This is a genomic window from Streptococcus sp. (assembly GCF_032481935.1).
GTDB lineage: Bacteria > Bacillota > Bacilli > Lactobacillales > Streptococcaceae > Streptococcus.
On the sequence record NZ_JAWERU010000010.1, the window covers coordinates 1 to 19,445 of the forward strand.

The window sequence follows — 19,445 nt, forward strand, 5'->3', positions numbered from 1 at the left end:
GTTTACAGATGGAGCTGTTACTTTGTAGTGTGTACGACGTTTGTTTTTCTTCGCTTTTGAAGTGCGACGTGCAGGTACTGCCATTTTGATTTCTCCTTTTAAGATATAATTCAGTTAGGTTTGATTTTCATCAACTTTAATAGTATATCAAAACTTTTTTGTAAAGTAAAGTTACTTGACAAAAAAAGATAAAAAAATTTTCCTATCCAATTTTCTGGATAGGAAAATAGACTAAATATCAATCTCGAATGGTTCATCAATGGTTTCTGAGACGTATTTTCCGTCTTTTTTCCGTTGTTTGACGCATTCGGTGAGAAGATATTCAATTTGCCCGTTAACTGATCGGAAGTCATCTTCTGCCCATGATGCGAGTGCAGCATATAACTTATTCGAGAGTCGAAGGGGAATTTGCTTTTTTTTAGCTTCTGCCATTTCTAATAAAGGCTTCCTGTGTTGACAATTGGTTGTGCATCATGATTGCCACAGAGAACGACTAGGAGATTTGAAACCATCGCTGCTTTACGCTCTTCATCTAGTTCAACCAACTCTCCTTCATTGAGACGTTCCAGTGCCATTTCAACCATTCCTACAGCGCCGTCTACAATCATCTTGCGTGCATCGATAATAGCAGATGCTTGTTGACGTTGAAGCATGACAGCAGCAATTTCTGGTGCATAAGCTAGATAAGTGATTCGTGCCTCAAGAATTTCCAAACCAGCATCCTCTACACGACTTTGGATTTCTTCACGAATACGTTTAGCTACAATCTCACTAGAACCGCGGAGGCTTCCTTCATCGGCTTGCCCATCACCTGTAGTATCCACATTCGGAGACACATCGTAAGGATAGATGCGAACAATATTACGAAGGGCGCTATCACACTGCAATGAAAGGTATTCTTTGTAGTTATCAACGTTGAAAACTGCTTTAGCTGTATCGACAACTCTCCAAGTTACCGCGATGCCGATTTCAACAGGGTTACCTAAGCAATCGTTAATCTTTTGACGAGAATTACTCAAAGTCATAACTTTGAGAGAAATCTGTTTCTTGCCAATCTCAATGTTTACATCATTGCCATTTGATGATTTCATCCCTGAAAAAGGAGATTTTGTGCTAACATCACCACTTTGACCAAGTCGAGTGTGGTTTGCAGGATTGACCGCTATACTGAAGGGATTGACAAAGTAAAAGCCAGGTTCTTTGATGGTACCTGTATAGTTACCAAAGAGGGTCAAAACCAGTGCTTCCTGAGGTTTGACAACTTTTAAACCAGCATGAGCTAGAGCTGAAATTAAGATTAATAAAAGCCCGATAATAATTCCAAAAATGTTTTCTGAACCAGCACCCATGATAAATATAAAGAAACCAAGTACGAGTGCCAACTCAATGAGAATCAATGCTACTACACCATTTGGTTTTGAATTGATTAGTTTTTCAGTCATCAGAATGACCTCCTGTATTTGATATCTAAATGATATCACTTTAATTTATAAAGTCAAGAAATAAATGCAATCTTTTTTAAGAAGATTTCAATGGTTTGAATTGTCTGAAAATTCAAGAATTTTCTTCTGTTCATTGTTTTTAAAATGTGCTATAATGGTAAGAACTGAAATGGGAGGGAACTTAATGACAGAATTAGATAAACGTCACCGCAGTAGCATTTATGACAGCATGGTTAAATCACCAAACCGTGCCATGCTTCGTGCGACTGGTATGACAGATAAGGACTTTGAAACACCGATTGTGGGAGTCATTTCGACTTGGGCAGAAAACACACCATGTAATATCCACTTGCATGACTTTGGGAAATTAGCTAAAGAAGGTGTCAAATCTGCTGGTGCTTGGCCGGTTCAATTTGGAACCATTACTGTAGCTGATGGGATTGCCATGGGAACGCCTGGTATGCGCTTCTCCCTAACGTCACGTGATATCATCGCGGATTCTATCGAAGCTGCTATGGGCGGTCACAACGTGGATGCCTTTGTGGCTATCGGAGGTTGTGACAAGAACATGCCTGGTTCTATGATTGCCATTGCCAATATGGATATCCCAGCTATTTTTGCTTACGGTGGTACTATCGCCCCTGGAAAACTAGATGGCAAAGACATCGACTTGGTTTCTGTATTTGAAGGAATCGGTAAATGGAACCACGGTGATATGACAGCTGAGGACGTGAAACGTCTGGAATGTAATGCCTGTCCTGGACCTGGTGGTTGCGGTGGTATGTACACTGCCAACACCATGGCAACTGCTATCGAAGTTTTGGGGATGAGCTTGCCAGGTTCTTCTTCTCACCCAGCAGAATCTGCTGATAAGAAAGAAGACATTGAAGCAGCTGGACGTGCTGTAGTTAAGATGCTTGAACTCGGTCTCAAACCGTCTGATATCTTGACTCGTGAAGCCTTTGAAGATGCCATTACAGTGACAATGGCTCTAGGTGGTTCTACAAATGCTACTCTTCACTTGCTCGCCATTGCCCACGCAGCTAACGTTGACTTGTCACTTGAGGACTTCAATACAATCCAAGAACGTGTGCCTCACTTAGCCGACTTGAAACCTTCTGGTCAGTATGTCTTCCAAGATCTCTACGAAGTTGGTGGTGTGCCTGCAGTTATGAAGTACTTGCTGGCAAATGGATTCCTTCACGGAGACCGTATCACATGTACTGGTAAAACTGTCGCTGAAAACTTAGCTGACTTTGCAGACCTCACACCAGGTCAAAAAGTCATCATGCCACTTGAAAATCCTAAACGTGCGGACGGTCCGCTTATCATCTTGAACGGTAATCTTGCTCCTGACGGTGCGGTTGCCAAGGTGTCAGGTGTTAAGGTTCGTCGTCACGTTGGTCCAGCCAAGGTCTTTGACTCAGAAGAAGATGCTATCCAAGCTGTCTTGTCAGATGAAATCGTTGATGGCGATGTTGTCGTTGTTCGTTTCGTTGGACCTAAGGGTGGTCCTGGTATGCCTGAGATGCTATCACTTTCATCAATGATCGTTGGTAAGGGACAAGGAGACAAGGTTGCCCTCTTGACAGACGGACGCTTCTCTGGTGGTACTTATGGATTGGTTGTTGGACATATCGCTCCTGAAGCTCAGGATGGCGGACCAATTGCTTACCTTCGTACAGGAGATATCGTTACGGTTGACCAAGATACGAAAGAAATTTCCATGGCCGTTTCCGATGAAGAGCTTGAAAAACGCAAGGCAGAAACAACCTTGCCACCACTCTATAGCCGTGGTGTCCTTGGTAAGTATGCCCATACCGTATCTTCTGCATCACGTGGTGCCGTTACAGATTTCTGGAATATGGAACAATCTGGTAAAAAATAACTAGAAAATAAGCAGTCGCTAAATGACTGCTTTTTCTAGTTATTTGTATTTTCTCATAGAATGTTATAAAATCTTTGCTCTAACTATGATTATAAAGAAGAAATGATGTTTTCACAAAATACAGGAATTATGCTCTAGATAGATGATGTATCAGCTGAGAGACTTTTGGTCTGCTTTCGGTTTTGAAATTGTGAACCACTCTGGAATCCTGGGGTTTGAAACTTTTGAGATGAGACCTCACACTGACTTTTACTGTCTATGTTAAGAATTTTATTCGTCAAGTATCACCAGAGGTAGTCGATATGAAACCCAGCCTACTCTTTGAGTCAGCAGATCTTCACGGTCTTCATCAACGCCTAGCTACAGTGACTGATACCACTAGTTCGATCAATACTCAACTTTTCCCTAACTTTAACTTTGCAAATCCAAGCGGACACTATTTTGCAGTTAGAGGAATCTAATAACAAAAAGGAGCCTGGGACAAAAGTCCTAGCCTCTCAATTGTCTTTGGATTGTCGAGCAAGACGCAGTGGTTGAGTGGGCTCTACTACGCTGATTTCATCAGCTTTTACAGCCCTACTCAACTGTGCGGAGGTGGGACGACGTTGTTTTTTAGCGCGGTGGTAGTCCAAGTGCTATACGTCCATAGCGACTGATGCGTGTAATCTTCCAGGCAGGTGACCAGGTAACTTCAACCCTGACATCCTCAATTCCTTCAATCTGTTTCAGACCTGCCACAATTTCAATAGGTAAACTTTCTGCACAGTCACAGGCTGTATCGGTGAAGGTCATGACAATTGTACAAAGACCAGCCTCGTCCAAATGAATCTCGTAAATCAAGCCAAGATTATAGACATCTAGTTCCACATCTGTATCGTAAACCTTTTCTAGCTTTTCAATGATTTGTTCTCCTAATGCTAGAGCACGATCATTGATTTTGATATCTTCTCTCATTGCATTCCCTCCATTTGTAAACTGCACCTATTTTCTCATAATTCTGACAATTTGGCAAGTTTTTCCCAATCAAGACGTGTTGCGCCATAAAAACTACAGAACTAGAAATTAGTTATAGTTTGACCAAACTGCTCAAAGACCTAATAATCTAGAGCAAGAGGATATTGGCAAAGGGAAGAGAGATAAACTTAGAGAATAATTGAGCTTCTAAGAAATACTTTCTAAAAAGAAAAAGTAGAGAAAGGTCATCTCTACTTTTTAAATATTATTTTGACTTCACAGGCTTATCTGCCAAGGCTTTGATAGCTGATGCTATCGTTTCTGCGTAGAGCTTAGCACCCTCTTCTAGTTTGGTATTATCATTTCCAAAGTGAACCTGGTCCGTTCCTTTCCAGATGTCTGGATGATCTTTAGACACCTGATTCCAGTCTGCAACCTCAATGTAAGGATACTTTTGAGCTACTTCACGCACATAGCTAGCATACTGTTCTACATAAGGCTGAGTTGCTTGAGTTGTATCACCCTCATAAGGTGTCACAAGTACAAGCTGATGTCCCTTAGGTAGATTTGTTATCAAAGAATCGATATCAGCCTTATAATCCTCAGGGTTATTCACTCCAGTAGCAATAACAACTATTTTAGGGAGGACTTTATTCTGACTGTGGTTGAGCATAATAGCATTGGCTTGCTTAGTATTTCTGCTTACTTGACCATCTGTCTGAGCGTCTGGTAGAACCTCTTTAAGTCCAGGTGTTGCGCGCAAGGTTACAGAATCTCCGATAATGGATACACCTTCAGCAATATTGTAGCGACTGGCTTCTGCTTGATCCGCCATGGTTTTTGTACGGGTAATATTGGTTTGAGCTTGATTGAGGCCATTTACCATCAAATCCGTTTCAAAAGCACCGACTTGGGGAGCTATGAGCATCACAATCAGTGTCAGCAAGCTAAGAAAACCGACGCTACCCGCAAAGATTGGTTGAATATGCGGAATTTCTTTTACCCTTTGCAATAAGCTAGTGTTCTTCCCGGCAATGAAAGGTTCAATCACATAGAAAGAAAGACTTGCAAAGAGATAAGAAAAGATAGTGGTGAGAATCACTGCCGGTAGGTTGCTCATCAACTGAGAGAAAATGATATAAAACGGCCAGTGGAAAAGATAAACGGCATAGCTCGTATCAGCTAAGAAGCTAATTACCTTGGGTTCTTCAATCGTCGGAGTTTTCTCATGTAATACTCGTGCTGCAACGATCATCAGAAGGGCAGCTAAACTTGCCAACAAGAAGCCAAGCAAGTAGGCAAAGAGATAATTGAATTTCACAAAGAAGGTCAATAAGAGTAAAACTCCGAGACCAGCCCCAAATACTAGCAAGGTCTGTTTCAAGTCTAGAGTTTGATTCAAACGTTTGAGAAGAGGTGTCGTATGACGAACTCCTATCAAGGTCGCAAGCACACTTCCTAAAAAGAATGGATAAACATGAGTTAGACTTGAAAAGTAAAGCGTTGAGTATGAGCTAACGATAAAGCTACCAATAAACATTGAAAGAAAGCTAACAACAAAGGTAATTGAAGATAGTAGAAAGACCATTCCCCGTAGTTGCCCACCTGTTTTGGCTTGCTTAGACATGAGCCAAACTGCCAAGCCCCACAAGATATAGTAATGAACTTCAACCGCTAAACTCCAGTTGTGAACAAAGAGGTGAGGGATAAATTGAGATTCATAACTTCCTCCTGTCAGCATTTCATAGAAGTTAGTCATAAAACCAAGGACACCAGCAATCTGACCACCGATTCCTGCCACATAATCCTGTCGAACCAAGAAAGTAAAAGGCATAACGACCAGGATCATCAAGACGACTGGGGGAAAAATCCGATAGAAGCGTCTTCTAAAAAATCCTAGGATATCAATTTGCCCCTTTTGTCCGAACTCCTCTAGTAAGAGTGACGTAATGAGAAAGCCCGAAAAGGTGAAAAAGACGTCAACCCCAAAGAAGCCTCCTGGAAAAACCGTCTGAAAGAAATGGTACAAAAGCACCAAGAGTAAGCCTGTAATCCTGATCAAGGAAAACCATTTAATACGCATACGAGTTTATTCTCCGTTCATTAGAGTAGTAAAAAAACCATCTAATGTTCATTCCATATTATCTTTATTTTATCAAAAAAAGAAGAAAAATCCTAAGAGAAAACTTAGGATTTCAGCTTTAGATTGATAATCTTAGAAATTACGACCTGATTTATTGTAGCCATATTTTTCAACAAAATGCTCACGGAATTCCAAGAGATTGTCATCCATAATAGCCTGACGAACCTGCTTCATAAGATTGAGCAAGAAGTAGAGGTTATGGTAACTTGTCAAGCGGATACCAAAGGTTTCGTCAGCCTTGAGCAAGTGACGAAGGTAGGCACGGGTGTAGTTCTTACATGTGTAGCAATCGCACTCAGGATCAAGCGGGGTAAAGTCCTCCGCAAACTGGGCATTCTTGACAACCAAACGTCCTTGGCTAGTCATACAAGTTCCGTTACGAGCGATACGAGTCGGCAAGACACAGTCAAACATATCGACCCCACGAATAACCCCATCAATCAAGCTATCTGGCGCTCCCACTCCCATCAAGTAGCGAGGTTTGTTTTCAGGAAGGAGTTGAGTGGTGAAGTCCAAAACTGCGTTCATCTCTTCATGAGTTTCACCTACTGCCAACCCTCCGATAGAGTAGCCTGGGAAGTCCATGCTGACAAGGTCATGAGCTGACTGACGACGAAGATCTTCAAATCCTGCACCTTGTACAATCCCAAACAAACCTTGGTCATGTGGACGACGATGAGCTTTTAATCCACGCTCAGCCCAACGGCTGGTACGCTCGATTGACTTCTTCACATAATCATAAGGCTGATAAAATTGAGGACATTCGTCAAAGGACATCATAATGTCTGACCCTAGATTGTTTTGGATAGAGATGGCTTTTTCAGGCGATAGAAACATTTTAGAACCATTGAGGTGGTTCTTGAACGTTACCCCTTCTTCTGTGATGTTACGACTATCCGCTAGAGAGTATACTTGGAAACCTCCACTATCTGTCAAGATAGGCTGATCCCAGTTCATGAACTTATGAAGCCCACCTGCACGCGCAATGAGTTCATCTCCAGGACGTAGCCACAAGTGATAGGTATTAGAGAGAATAATCCCTGACCCCATCTCTTTCAATTCTTCTGGCGATTGGGTTTTAACCGTTGCTTGAGTCCCAACCGGCATAAACATAGGAGTTGGGAAAGTTCCATGTGGCGTGATAATCTCACCCAGACGAGCTCCCGTGTGTTTTTCTTTCTTAATCAAACGATATTTGATTGGTGAATCTGACATTTTTTACCTCCGAAGCTGGGAAAGACAGTCCCAGTTCTTACTTTGTGCCCAAGGGCATACTGTATGATTCTATCAAAAAAAACAGGAACTGTCACGAACTATGGTATAATGAAAGAATGAAATACCCAAAAATTGATTTAAAAGAAGTTCGTCAACAAGCTAAACAGTTTCAAGCCGAACATCCTCGTCTATTGCTTGTCTTTTTATTACCAAGCATTTTCCTGATTCTATCCAGCTTTATAAGTCCATTATCCTTACTTGATGAGGGGATTCTTGAGCAATCCTTCTTTACTTTTTTGATGAGCTTAATCCAGTCTTCACTCTTTCCTCTAGCAGTCGGATTTACAAGTTCTATTATCCTAGCTGGCGCCCTCTTTACAACCATTAATCTTTACAGAATTTCCGAGATAGAGCTTTCCTTTAAAGATAGTCTGTCCTTACTTGACAATCGCTTCTTCACCCAGACCTTTCTGACTCTCTTGCTCAAGCGTTTCTATCTCTTTTTGTGGAGCATCCCTAATCTTTTTGGTGTCTACTTGCTCTTTTATAGCAGCGCTATGGCTCGTAAATTTGTAGAACTTCATCCCGAATTTCCAGCCGTAGACGTCACCAATTCAGATATCGAACATTTTCTGCTCACTTTTGCACTCTACTTCTTTGGTAGCGTCTTTCTGATGATTTTGGGAACCATTGCCTATCTGCCACAATACTACGCTTATTCCCAGGTAGAGCTGCTCCTATGTGATACCCTTGCAATTGAGATTGCCAAGCCAAGCCGCGTACTCAAAACCAGTCGCTTCCTTATGAAAGGCTATAAGTTCCAACGCTTCGTCCTTGATTTACAGCTACTTCCTTGGTATCTCCTTATCTGGATCAGCTTCGGAATTGCGAGCATCCCTACTTTCCCTTATATCTATAGTAGTCAATTCTTCTTTTATCAAAGATTACTCGAAATCAAGCGGAGAAAAGTTTAATGTGAATGATTAAAACCAGCACCTTCTATGGAAAGTGCTGGTTGTTTTTATTTCAAGAAAAGGATACTCAAGAGTGCTAAGATTGCCGGTCCACCTTGCTTGAGAATGATTTTTTTATCTGCTGTTAAGGCACCATAAGTAGCTGCTCCTATGACAAATAAAACAAAGATTGTTACGATTTCTAAGCTATGTGAGAAATAAATTCCGTAAATAAGAAATACCCCAATCAAGGCATTATAAATTCCTTGGTTTTTGAACAGTGAGGTTACAGATGGTCGAGTCAACTCTTCCATTTCCATATTAAAGACTCGACTGGTTGCGTCTGATTGGGTTGCGATACTCTCCAAATAAAAGATATAAAAATGTTCGAGGGCAACAATAGTCGCTAAAATAGTAGTAATGATTGACATCGTTTTCTCCTTAAAATTCTATTTTTTCTAATCCTGATACTAGTTTCGTCAGTAAAGTCGTCAGTTTTTTCTGTTCGGCTGTCGATAAGATGCTCTCCATCTGCTCCTTCACTCGCAAGTGATGTTTAGGCGGATTGACCAAGAGTTGATTCTTGGCTTCTTGGGTTAATTCAACTAAGACTTCTCGTTGATTAAGCGGATTACGCTTGCGACTGACATAGCCCTCTGACTCCAGTATCTTAAAATGACGGGTCAGGGCTGCCTGGTCAATCTGCAACTTCTCCTGAACGGCAATCTGGTTGCAGGGTGACTTTTGAAGTAAAAATTGCAGGATTTGATAGCGGGTCAAACTAATTCCCAACTGTTTCTCAAAAAGTTGTGTGATGGTCTGATCTGTTAAATGGAGCTGGTACAATAAGTCGTTAATTTTTTTCATTTCTACCTCCCTGCGTAAACTTGATTTATCAACTATTGACTTATCAAGTATATTGCAGAAAGATTAAAAATGCAATTATTTTGCTTACTCACGAAAAATAGCCTCTTGGTTTCAATCGCAAAAGGCTATTATTTCTATATTCTAGATAAAATCCAGCACTAACCTACCAAATCTGCTCGAAGGATTTCTCCCTCTTTATCAATGACAACTTCGATGGCATGGCCTGCAAAAATTTCTTCACGATCATCATAGTAGAGGGTCAATTCTCCATCTTCGTTGATCGATAGTTCACTCAAGGAAAGAGAGTTGGTAAAATACTCTTCTGTTAACTCCACATCATTTTCATCTGAATCTATCCAGTCTTGAGCTGTTTCCCAGAGTTCTTTGACAATATAGTCTTTAATCCGAGTATCTTGAACTTGGAAAGTTCCCATAAATTTCTTTAGATCATCAAAAGAACTTGGAGGGAGACTTTCATCTGCACTCGCAGCAAAGATAGCATGAATCTTACCACCCTCGTAAGTGATAAATCCTTCAAACCAAGAATAGGCTCTGTTTAAGGTGAATTCGCCAATATCGTCTTGAATGATGACCGGTTTTTGATAGGTTTCAATCAAGGTCTCTAACCTAGAGTCTGAGGATTGGTCATCTAGGTATTCCAGCAAGTGGTAGCAGTTATTAGCTACTTCTGACATATATGGCTCTAGCTCCATGAAGGGGCGTTTTTGGCATTTGATATGATGAATTTTGTAGGGTTCAAAACTAAAGCCCCAATGTTTTTCTTTAAATTCTTCCGGAGTCAGGAGCCATTCCAAACGTCCTTCAAGTTCAGAGAAGTCCTGAGTTTCAACATTGACACTAGCTTTAAAATGAACGGACGGCATTTTACAACCATCTTTTAAAGAAGCAGCCCCATTTACATTTTGGAGGGTAAAAATTAAGAGTTCGACAATTTCTCCGCAAAATTCCTGTTCAAAATCATCTCTTGTTTTCTCAAATGGAGTTTTTAATCGGTTTGTCATTCTTTTCATCCTTTCTCTCTATGCTTAAAAGCGTTAGTACGATTTTGTATTCGCTTACATTCTAACATGTTTTAGTTTTTATTTCACTTATCAATACTATTTTACACAAAAAGAAGCTACACTTTTAAATGTATAGCTTCTTATTATTCTTAATTCATAGATACGTGAACGTGGTCATAGTGGTTTTCTGTGATACTACCACGGTCTGGCATTGGATTCCAAGTGTAAGCCGGTCCATATTTACTTGGGTATGGTGCGTAGAAACGTTGTTTCCAGATGATGTAGCTAATGCCACGGCTAGCCATATTTTGGATAGCATAATCTGCAATTTGGTCTCCAAGAGCTGAGCTTACTGGGACCATAAAGTCAATTGCAAGGCCTTTTCCGTGGTCTCCGCTATCTCCAGGACGGTAGCCGCTAAATGATGTGATACCAAACAAGTTAGCAATTTCTTCTTTAAAGGCAGCCGTTTGTGGTTGTAGACCTGCATTTTCTGACTTTGAAGCTGCAATACTTGCATAATCAGGTGCTGCTGGTGCTGCATAAGTCGCTGATGAACCTTGGCTTGCTTCAGCTTGGTAAGTTGATGGTGTTGATTGAGTCTCTGCTACAGTTTCTGTAACAGGAGCTTCTGTTGTAGTGGTTTCTTCCACTACAGGTGTTTCTGCTACTGCTTCTTCTGCTGGTGCTGAAACTTCTGCCGTAGTTTCTGTCACTGGTTCTGCTGCTGGTACTGAGGCTTCTGTTGTAGTTTCTGCTACTGCTTCTTCAGTCACTTGTGGTGCTACTGGCTCAACTTGAACTTCTGTTTCTTCAACTGGTTGAGTTAAATCTTCAACCTGTACAGTTTGGTCATCTACAGTGACTTGGTTGGTTGTCAAATCTGCTCTTGCAGTTGTGCTTTCACCTGCCTGAACTGTGTCAGGGGTTTGGATTTCAACTTCCGTCACTTCTTCCTCATCATTAACAGTTGTAGTAAGCACTGTCTCAGGGAAAATCAGATCAATATTGCTGATCTTGTTCAAGTTAGCAAGAACGGTCACATCCACTCCCAAAGCTTCGGCAATGGTACTTAGAGTATCTCCATACTGAATCGTATAGCTTGTTTTATTCTCATTCTTAGTAACATCGTTTTGAATTTGCTCAACACTGCGCGCTGTCCATACTAGTTCTTCTGCTTGAGTTGCCAATACAGGGGCAAAGGACAAGGCTACTGTTGATGCTAAAATAATTCTTTTCTTCATACTATCAAACTCCTTTTCAAATGTAGTACCTGTCTATCATAACACAAAGAAAATAGAAAAAAAGCCCTTTTGGGGCTATTTAACAGAACTGTACATTCGTTGTAACAAATCACATTACTTGAAATAGTTTGTTAGTTTCTTGTCATTAGGCTGACACATTCTTCTTGAAGAAAATTCTAGAAGGAAAACGAACTAATATCTTCTAAACGCTCTATCTGTTGATTACAAGTTGCAGGTGAGGCAAGAAAATTAATACTCTGAATCCCACTATTTTGGGCAAATTCGATATCCAAAGTCCGATCGCCGATATAATAAGTCTGCTGAGGATTTAATCCATACTTATCTAAAAGATAAATCGCAGCTTCTGGACTAGGCTTCCGAGCAAAGCCACTTTGATTGGTTAAAATTTCTGTGAAATAGTGGGCCAAACCCAAATTCTCCAAAATTGTAAAAGCATTGTCCCCTTTATGGGTATAAACAAACTGCTCAATCCCTTGCTGGTCTGCCCAAGCTAAGATTTCACGCGCCCCTGGCATCAGAACCACTTGAGCATTCTTCTCAGCCAAACTCTGAGCACGAACCTGATTGAGCATATCTGCATCCAAGCCTCTTTCTTCTCCCACCTTTTCCAACAGATCTTGAACGGAAGTTTGTAGAATAAAGGCACGAACCTCAGCCTTATCATAAGGAATGTCAAACTGGGCAAAAGTCTCTTCGATTCCTGCTAAAATAGCCTCATAAGAATCCAACAAGGTCCCATCTAAATCCCAAATAAATCCAATTTTTTTCATATGTCATCCTTTCAAAGAGATATATTGCTTATAACGATAGCGTAGGAAAATCCAGCGAAAACCATTATCCAAAAGCATTCCTGCCCAAATACCAGGCAAGCCCCAACCAAGAACAATTCCCATCAGATACCCTGTTCCGATACGGATACACCACATTCCGATACTTGTCGCATAAAAGGGGAGGCGTGCATTTCCCAAACCCTGCCAGACAGCTGTATAAATGACTGTTCCCGTCGTCATAGGAGTCCCTAGTAGAGAGAACAGCGTCACCATAACACTAGCTTCAATAGCCACAGGATCACTAGTATAGAGGTGACTTAGGGGCGTTCCGAGAGCATAGATACTAAGTGTTAAGGGCAACATAAGAAAGAGGGAAAGCCAAAAAGTTTGCTTACTTAAGTTGTCTACCCTTGCCCAATCATCTTCTCCAACTGCTCGAGCCACCTGCACGACTGTTGCTGTCGCGACACCAAAGGCTGGCATATAGTTAAACTGAGTCAAGACTTCACCGATTGCATTTCCTGCAACTGCCTCAGTTCCGAAAGAAACAACCAAGGCAATAATGACCACATCACCAGCCCTCATCATGAGACGTTCTCCCGCTGCAGGTAAAGCCAAAGTCAGCAAGTCTTTGTCCAGTCCAAAATTTGGTCTCATATATGGAAGTTTTAATTGCGACCACAAAATCACAACCCCAACCAAACGAGATAGAATGGTCCCCCAAGCTACACCAGCTATCCCCATATCAAGGATAAAAATGGCGACACTTGAAAAAAGGATGTTTAAAGCATTGGATAAAAAACTAACATAAAGCGGCAGTCGAGGATTGTGGGTAGCGCGAATCAAGGCTCCTAGACTAGTCATCAAGCCCAAGAGGACGATTGTCCCACCGACCAAAGCTAGGTATAGTCCACCACTCTCAGCTACAGACGCTTCTGTTCCTAAAAGTGCAATCATCTCTCGTCCTGCAAAGATGGATAAGGCCCCTAAAACTAAACTCAGTAGCAGAGTAATTTTAAGTGCTTCTGTCACATGATAGGCTAGTCTAGATTGATCTTTCTGTCCCAAACTTTTTGATATCACACTAGAAATTGCTGCTCCCAAGGCAATAAAAATGGCCTGATAAATGGTGATAATGTTACCAGCTACAGACACACCCGAAATGGCGATTAAGCCCAGATGGGCCACCAGATAGCTATCCACCATTCCCATGAGCATCTGCAAGAAATTTTCACCCATGGCTGGCAGAGCTATGTTGAGAATGTCTTTATATTTCTTAAACAATCCTTCCTCCTGATGAAAAGAAACTCAGTTAGTTTCCCAACCGAGTTTGCTTCCTCTGTTTTAAAGTCCTAGATAAGATTCTACTGCCGCCTGCATCTCTGCTGCTGCAACAGTTGTCTTGTGACGAACTGGAGCTGTTTCGAGGCCATCAACTGCTGGTGGCACTGCTACTCCTGAAATTTCGTGTAATTGAGCCAAGGCTTCAAAGTCGCCCAAACCTGATTGCCCAGTTACAGCTTCTACTGCAACCACTGGGAACTTGTATGGACTAGCTGTTGAAGCAATCACCGTCTTAGTCACATCGCCTGTTGCTGCTTGGTATTTTTTATAAACTGCTGAAGCAACTGCTGTATGAGGGTCCTCGATATAAGCATCTGCCTCATAAACACGCTTGATTTCTACGGCTGTTTCCGCTTCAGTAGCATACTCTGCTGCAAAAAAGTCAAGAATCGCTGTATCAAAATCAGTCAATTCATACTGACCTTGGTTATTCAAAGCATTCATGAGTTCAGCTGTTTTAACCGCATCATTACCCAAAAGATGGAAAATGAGACGCTCCAAGTTTGAAGAGACCAAGATATCCATAGATGGGCTAGTAGTTACCTTAAACTCACGCTTCTTGTCATAAACACGAGTTTTGAAGAAGTCTGTCAAAACATTGTTGTCATTTGAAGCACAGATTAGCTTACCGACTGGTAGGCCGATTTGTTTGGCGTAAAAGGCAGCCAAGATATTTCCAAAGTTTCCTGTCGGTACGGTGAAGTTAACCTTGTCACCAGCCTTAATCTCGCCAGTTTTAACAAGCTGAGCGTAGGCATAAACATAGTAGACAATCTGTGGGACCAAACGACCAATATTCATAGAGTTAGCTGATGAAAACTGGAGCTTGTTGGCTGCCAATTTCTCACGAAGAGCCACATCATTGAACATATGTTTCACGTTTGTCTGAGCATCGTCAAAGTTTCCATCAATAGCGATAACATGGGTGTTTTCGCCCGTTTGAGTGGTCATTTGTAACTCTTGCACCTTGCTGACACCGTCTTTTGGATAAAAGACGATGATTTCCGTACCTGGGACATCCGCAAATCCTGCCATGGCAGCTTTACCAGTATCTCCAGACGTCGCTGTCAAGATGACAATCTTGTTTTCCAGGCCATGTTTCTTGGCAGCTGTTGTCATAAAGTATGGCAAGATAGACAAGGCCATATCCTTAAAGGCGATGGTTGAACCGTGGAAAAGTTCCAAGTTGTATTGACCATCTAGTTTCACAAGAGGAGCAATGGCTGGCGTATCAAACTTGCTGTCATAGGCGCTGGTGATACAGTAGTCCAACTCTTCAGTTGTAAAGTCATCCAAGAAAGCTGACAAGACAAGCTTAGCTACTTCTTGGTAAGAAGCGTCCTTTAATGTTTCAAAATCCAAATCAACCTTTGGATAGCTAACTGGAGTAAACAAGCCTCCATCTGTTGCCAAACCTTGCAAAATCGCTTGGCTGGCTGTTATTGTATTTTTCGCATCACGCGTTGATTGATAAACTAATGTCATAAATCTCTATCCTTTATCTATAGTCTCATCCATTATAACATGATTTTTCAGAAAATTCTCCCTTTATAAGAAAATTATAGAGTCAATTTTTTCTTTCAAAGGCTCTAAATAGGTCATTTCTTGCTGACCTCTTATCTTAAGACCTTGCTCTGCTATCTCTAGCAAGTCTTTTGAGAATTGAACAATTCCAGCTGTCTCCTCATCTGAAAGCTGTTTCTTAGAAAACTGGCGTCTCAAAGATTTGTAGTCACGACCAAATCTCTCAAAGAAAGGTGCTGTTTCTAGGTAAATTTCAAGCTTGTCTAGATTCACCAACAAGCCTAAATGAAAGGCTGCTGAAGAAAAGGTTCGGTCTAGGGGTTGCGTACAAACACTACGAAATTCGACCGTTCCTCGAGTTGTTAAGTCTTGGAATTGGTAACTACGGTGCGTTTGGAAATCCTTCTCTTGAGGAACAAGCAGAGTTTCTTTTCCATTTAGAGTATAGGCAGTAATCTCATCAGTATCTAAGTAATCTCTAGCCCGAATTGGAGAAAAATAGTAGGTTTCCCCATCACGTTCTGCTGTAAAAATCGCAGATCGGTCTAGATAATCAAAGAAATCATCCTCATCTTTGAAGAGTCTGGCATTGACACCGACATTCTCTGGATAAATCCCATGCATGGAGTCTTCCCAAAAGATATCTCGCGAAATCTGAGTATCCCATTCTGCTCCCGAAAACTCAGAATTGGCAAATAAGAAAGCTTTGGCTGCCTCAATCTGAGTGAAAGCATTAATGACACGTAAGTAGTTAGCAGTCGATACATCCAACTGAACTTGACTCCCACAGATAAAGGCTCCATATTGTGGGAAGTCATGCAAATTAACTCTCTCTTGGCGACTTCCCATATGTAGGTAATCCATCAGCATCTGGTAGCGTGGATAAGCCACCGGTCGATTGTCATTCTGATCCCAGTTTGGATGAATTCCCCACCCCTGGATAGCATGATCCTTTTCGCCTAGTTTTTCCTGAATGACCTTCATATAAGCTTGAAATCGTCCTTGGACCTCTTGGATTTTCTGGGCTCTACCAAAGGCAAACTCCAAGGTCGTGTAGGAAATCTCAAACAAAATCCGATCCTGACTCTTTGGTTCTACAAGTTGAATTGGATTGCCATCCTGATCCTCCTTTTCAACTTCCAGATGGAGAGCATCCACCAAAAAGCGCATCAAATCCTTGCTGACTTCAATATCTGTTGCTTGCCCATTTACATGAACGATAGGAAACTCCAACTCAATCCCAATATAGAGATCTGGATTTTCTTTTATATTTTTTAAATAACGGTTTTTCAATAACTGAATAGAAGGGGACATAGATACCTCTCACTCTAAATTCTCTTACTAGAAAGATCAATTGCTTTCTATATTATACCAAAATCCCCTCAAGAAGGAACTCAGAAAATTTGCTGAAAACCTTAAAGAGGCGTTCTAAAGTCAACTTTTCAAGCATTTATAGGTATTTACTCACCAATGCATCAATCTTACTTGTTCAATTTTCACAGTCTTATCAACCGGTTAAGCGATTACATGGTTTTTTGCCTCAAAACCATTGTACTATAGTAAATATAGTGATATACTTCACATATAAGTAAATAAGAGGGCAGTTCAAATTCGACTTCACTTGAAAACCTCTCAAGCCAAGCCCCTTTTCCACTGCACCTCAACGAATCATCAAGGAGGATAGCTATGAAAGCTGTTGTTGTAAATCCAGAAGGCACTGGTGTTGCTATTGAAGAAAAAGTTCTCCGTCCACTCGAAACTGGGGAAGCTCTTGTAGAAGTTGAGTACTGTGGTGTCTGCCACACTGACCTCCACGTTGCCCATGGTGACTTTGGTAAAGTTCCAGGACGCGTTCTTGGTCACGAAGGGATTGGTATCGTCAAAGAAGTCGCTCCTGATGTTAAAAGCCTCAAAGTTGGCGACCGTGTCAGCGTAGCTTGGTTCTTTGAAGGCTGTGGTATGTGTGAATACTGTACAACCGGACGAGAAACTCTTTGTCGCACAGTAAAAAATGCTGGCTACTCAGTTGATGGTGGTATGGCAGAACAATGTATCGTAACTGCAGATTATGCTGTTAAGGTCCCAGAAGGACTCGATCCAGCCCAAGCTTCTTCAATTACTTGTGCCGGTGTTACTACCTACAAGGCTATCAAAGAAGCAAAAGTTGAACCAGGCCAATGGGTTGTCCTCTATGGTGCTGGAGGCCTTGGTAACTTGGCTGTCCAATACGCTAAAAAAGTATTCAACGCTCACGTTATCGCAGTTGATATTAACAATGATAAACTTGCCCTAGCTAAAGAAGTTGGTGCAGATATCGTGATTAATGGTCTTGAAGTAGAAGACGTTCCAGGTCTTATCAAAGAAAAAACAAACGGTGGTGCTCACTCAGCTGTCGTAACAGCTGTATCAAAAGTTGCCTTTAACCAAGCAGTTGATTCTGTTCGTGCAGGCGGTCGTGTAGTAGCTGTTGGTCTCCCATCTGAAATGATGGACCTTAGCATCGTCAAAACAGTTCTTGACGGTATCCAAGTCATCGGTTCCCTTGTTGGAACACGTAAAGATTTGGAAGAAGCCTTCCAATTTGGTGCAGAAGGTCTCGTTGTTCCAGTCGTTCAAAAACGCCCTGTCGAAGATGCCATCGCCGTCTTTGATGAAATGGCTGCTGGAACCATCCAAGGTCGTATGGTTCTAGACTTTACTCACTAAGATAAAAATTAAGCACAAAAACGAGGTCGGGACAGAAGATCCCACCTCGTTTTTTTGTAATAAAATTTTGACACGACAACTAATTGGACTTGGGGCATTTTTTAGACGCCCAAGAGCACTACTGACGTAAACTTCCCAGCCCCTCTGCTTTTTTATATTAAATTTTGTTACCATTTTATAGACGATTTTATAAAAAGTTGATATATCAATATTTGCAAAGATGAAACTTTGAGATTTTTTTCACTCTTTAGTATAATTAGTTGATTTTTTTCTGAAAACGATTTATACTTAAGGAGTCTTAAAGTTTTCTTAAACTAAGAGTCAAACATTTTATAAGGAGGAATGACAATAATGAGTATCGGAATCATTATTGCGAGCCACGGTGAATTTGCCGCGGGTATTCATCAGTCAGGATCTATGATCTTTGGTGAACAAGAAAAGGTTCAAGTTGTAACCTTTATGCCAAACGAAGGTCCAGATGATTTATACGCCAAGTTCAACAATGCTGTGGCTGCATTTGACGCAGAAGATGAGGTTCTAGTCTTGGCTGACCTTTGGAGTGGTTCTCCATTTAACCAAGCTAGCCGCGTAATGGGAGAAAACCCTGAGCGTAAATTTGCCATCATCACAGGACTTAATTTACCGATGTTGATCCAAGCTTACACAGAGCGCCTTATGGACGCTGCTGCTGGAGTGGATAAAGTCGCTGCAAACATCATTAAAGAGGCCAAAGATGGCATCAAGGCTCTTCCAGAAGAGCTAAATCCAGCTGAGGAAGTTGCAACTGCTGCAGCTGCTCCTGTAGCCCAAGCTGCTATCCCAGAAGGAACAGTTATCGGAGACGGTAAATTGAAAATCAATCTTGCTCGTCTTGACACACGTCTTCTTCACGGGCAAGTCGCAACTGCTTGGACTCCAGATTCTAAAGCAGACCGTATCATCGTTGCTTCAGATAACGTAGCAAATGACGACCTTCGTAAAGAATTGATCAAACAAGCGGCTCCTAACGGAGTGAAGGCTAACGTTGTGCCAATCCAAAAATTGATTGAGGTTGCAAAAGATCCTCGTTTTGGTAACACACACGCCCTTATCTTATTTGAAACACCTCAAGATGCCCTTCGTGCTATCGAAGGCGGTGTGCCAATTAAGACTCTTAACGTTGGATCAATGGCTCACTCAACTGGTAAAACAATGATCAACAACGTATTGTCAATGGACAAAGATGACGTTGCTACATTTGAAAAAATGCGTGATCTTGGTGTTGAATTTGACGTACGTAAAGTGCCAAACGACACTAAAAAAGATTTGTTTGACTTGATTAGCAAAGCTAACGTTCAATAATTAAAACTAAA

General features: G+C 41.4%; 19 protein-coding genes. 5 read left to right on the forward strand and 14 right to left on the reverse strand.

Annotated features, from left to right (window positions below):
• The 3 genes from rpmF to E7C97_RS02730 all read right to left on the reverse strand — a co-directional run.
• Positions 1 to 84 (reverse strand): 50S ribosomal protein L32 (rpmF, locus tag E7C97_RS02720; protein WP_316108117.1); only part of this gene is annotated, 84 nt, incomplete at its 3' end.
• 147 nt (positions 85 to 231) lie between these two features.
• A complete protein-coding gene (locus E7C97_RS02725) occupies positions 232 to 432 on the reverse strand; it encodes a PTS ascorbate transporter subunit IIC (protein ID WP_000796543.1) in 201 nt (66 codons plus the stop codon).
• Between the two features lie 2 nt (positions 433 to 434).
• The gene (locus E7C97_RS02730) at positions 435 to 1,442 is read right to left on the reverse strand and encodes an SPFH domain-containing protein (RefSeq protein WP_316108054.1); all 1,008 of its coding nucleotides are present in this window, start codon (positions 1,440 to 1,442) and stop codon (positions 435 to 437) included.
• Between the two features lie 184 nt (positions 1,443 to 1,626).
• Between E7C97_RS02730 and ilvD the strand changes: the two genes are divergently transcribed.
• Positions 1,627 to 3,330: a dihydroxy-acid dehydratase gene (gene ilvD, locus E7C97_RS02735; protein WP_316108055.1), complete on the forward strand. Its 1,704-nt coding sequence runs from the start codon at positions 1,627 to 1,629 to the stop codon at positions 3,328 to 3,330.
• Between the two features lie 302 nt (positions 3,331 to 3,632).
• Positions 3,633 to 3,791, forward strand: a complete 159-nt coding sequence (locus E7C97_RS09630; protein ID WP_398581161.1) for a hypothetical protein — start codon at positions 3,633 to 3,635, stop codon at positions 3,789 to 3,791.
• 151 nt (positions 3,792 to 3,942) lie between these two features.
• Here E7C97_RS09630 and E7C97_RS02745 read toward each other — a convergent pair whose 3' ends face one another.
• From E7C97_RS02745 to tgt, 3 genes are all read right to left on the reverse strand, one after another.
• Positions 3,943 to 4,284 (reverse strand): metal-sulfur cluster assembly factor, encoded by a 342-nt coding sequence (locus E7C97_RS02745; protein WP_049530778.1) that lies wholly within the window; start codon positions 4,282 to 4,284, stop codon positions 3,943 to 3,945.
• A gap of 265 nt (positions 4,285 to 4,549) precedes the next feature.
• The gene (locus tag E7C97_RS02750; protein ID WP_316108057.1) at positions 4,550 to 6,367 is read right to left on the reverse strand and encodes an acyltransferase family protein; all 1,818 of its coding nucleotides are present in this window, start codon (positions 6,365 to 6,367) and stop codon (positions 4,550 to 4,552) included.
• Positions 6,368 to 6,499: 132 nt separating this feature from the next.
• The gene (tgt, locus tag E7C97_RS02755; RefSeq protein ID WP_004250663.1) at positions 6,500 to 7,642 is read right to left on the reverse strand and encodes a tRNA guanosine(34) transglycosylase Tgt; all 1,143 of its coding nucleotides are present in this window, start codon (positions 7,640 to 7,642) and stop codon (positions 6,500 to 6,502) included.
• Between the two features lie 116 nt (positions 7,643 to 7,758).
• On the opposite strand from tgt, the gene E7C97_RS02760 reads away from it, so the two are divergent.
• Complete coding sequence (locus E7C97_RS02760; protein WP_316108060.1) at positions 7,759 to 8,616, forward strand: DUF975 family protein; 858 nt, start codon at positions 7,759 to 7,761, stop codon at positions 8,614 to 8,616.
• A 47-nt stretch (positions 8,617 to 8,663) separates the two neighbouring features.
• Here the strand turns inward: E7C97_RS02760 and E7C97_RS02765 are convergent, their stop codons facing one another.
• From E7C97_RS02765 to E7C97_RS02800, 8 genes are all read right to left on the reverse strand, one after another.
• Positions 8,664 to 9,026, reverse strand: a complete 363-nt coding sequence (locus E7C97_RS02765) for a DUF1304 domain-containing protein (protein ID WP_301392176.1) — start codon at positions 9,024 to 9,026, stop codon at positions 8,664 to 8,666.
• A gap of 10 nt (positions 9,027 to 9,036) precedes the next feature.
• Complete coding sequence (locus E7C97_RS02770; protein ID WP_316108064.1) at positions 9,037 to 9,462, reverse strand: MarR family transcriptional regulator; 426 nt, start codon at positions 9,460 to 9,462, stop codon at positions 9,037 to 9,039.
• Positions 9,463 to 9,620: 158 nt separating this feature from the next.
• Entirely contained in the window at positions 9,621 to 10,484 is an 864-nt protein-coding gene (locus E7C97_RS02775) for a DUF2262 domain-containing protein (RefSeq protein WP_070458839.1), read from the reverse strand.
• Between the two features lie 149 nt (positions 10,485 to 10,633).
• On the reverse strand, positions 10,634 to 11,728 hold the full coding sequence (locus E7C97_RS02780; protein ID WP_070458783.1) for a LysM domain-containing protein: 1,095 nt from the start codon (positions 11,726 to 11,728) through the stop codon (positions 10,634 to 10,636).
• A 176-nt stretch (positions 11,729 to 11,904) separates the two neighbouring features.
• Positions 11,905 to 12,519 (reverse strand): HAD-IA family hydrolase, encoded by a 615-nt coding sequence (locus E7C97_RS02785; protein ID WP_316108066.1) that lies wholly within the window; start codon positions 12,517 to 12,519, stop codon positions 11,905 to 11,907.
• Between the two features lie 3 nt (positions 12,520 to 12,522).
• Positions 12,523 to 13,803 carry an MATE family efflux transporter gene (locus tag E7C97_RS02790; protein ID WP_070458787.1) on the reverse strand — a complete coding sequence of 427 codons (1,281 nt, stop codon included), beginning with the start codon at positions 13,801 to 13,803 and terminating at the stop codon, positions 12,523 to 12,525.
• 60 nt (positions 13,804 to 13,863) lie between these two features.
• Complete coding sequence (gene thrC, locus E7C97_RS02795) at positions 13,864 to 15,348, reverse strand: threonine synthase (protein WP_316108069.1); 1,485 nt, start codon at positions 15,346 to 15,348, stop codon at positions 13,864 to 13,866.
• Between the two features lie 63 nt (positions 15,349 to 15,411).
• Positions 15,412 to 16,701, reverse strand: a complete 1,290-nt coding sequence (locus E7C97_RS02800; RefSeq protein WP_316108070.1) for a gamma-glutamylcysteine synthetase — start codon at positions 16,699 to 16,701, stop codon at positions 15,412 to 15,414.
• Between the two features lie 372 nt (positions 16,702 to 17,073).
• Between E7C97_RS02800 and adhP the strand changes: the two genes are divergently transcribed.
• Together adhP and E7C97_RS02810 are read left to right on the forward strand one after the other, a co-directional pair.
• Complete coding sequence (adhP, locus tag E7C97_RS02805) at positions 17,074 to 18,093, forward strand: alcohol dehydrogenase AdhP (protein WP_316108071.1); 1,020 nt, start codon at positions 17,074 to 17,076, stop codon at positions 18,091 to 18,093.
• A gap of 351 nt (positions 18,094 to 18,444) precedes the next feature.
• On the forward strand, positions 18,445 to 19,434 hold the full coding sequence (locus E7C97_RS02810; protein ID WP_060955181.1) for a PTS sugar transporter subunit IIB: 990 nt from the start codon (positions 18,445 to 18,447) through the stop codon (positions 19,432 to 19,434).
• Positions 19,435 to 19,445: the final 11 nt, after the last annotated feature.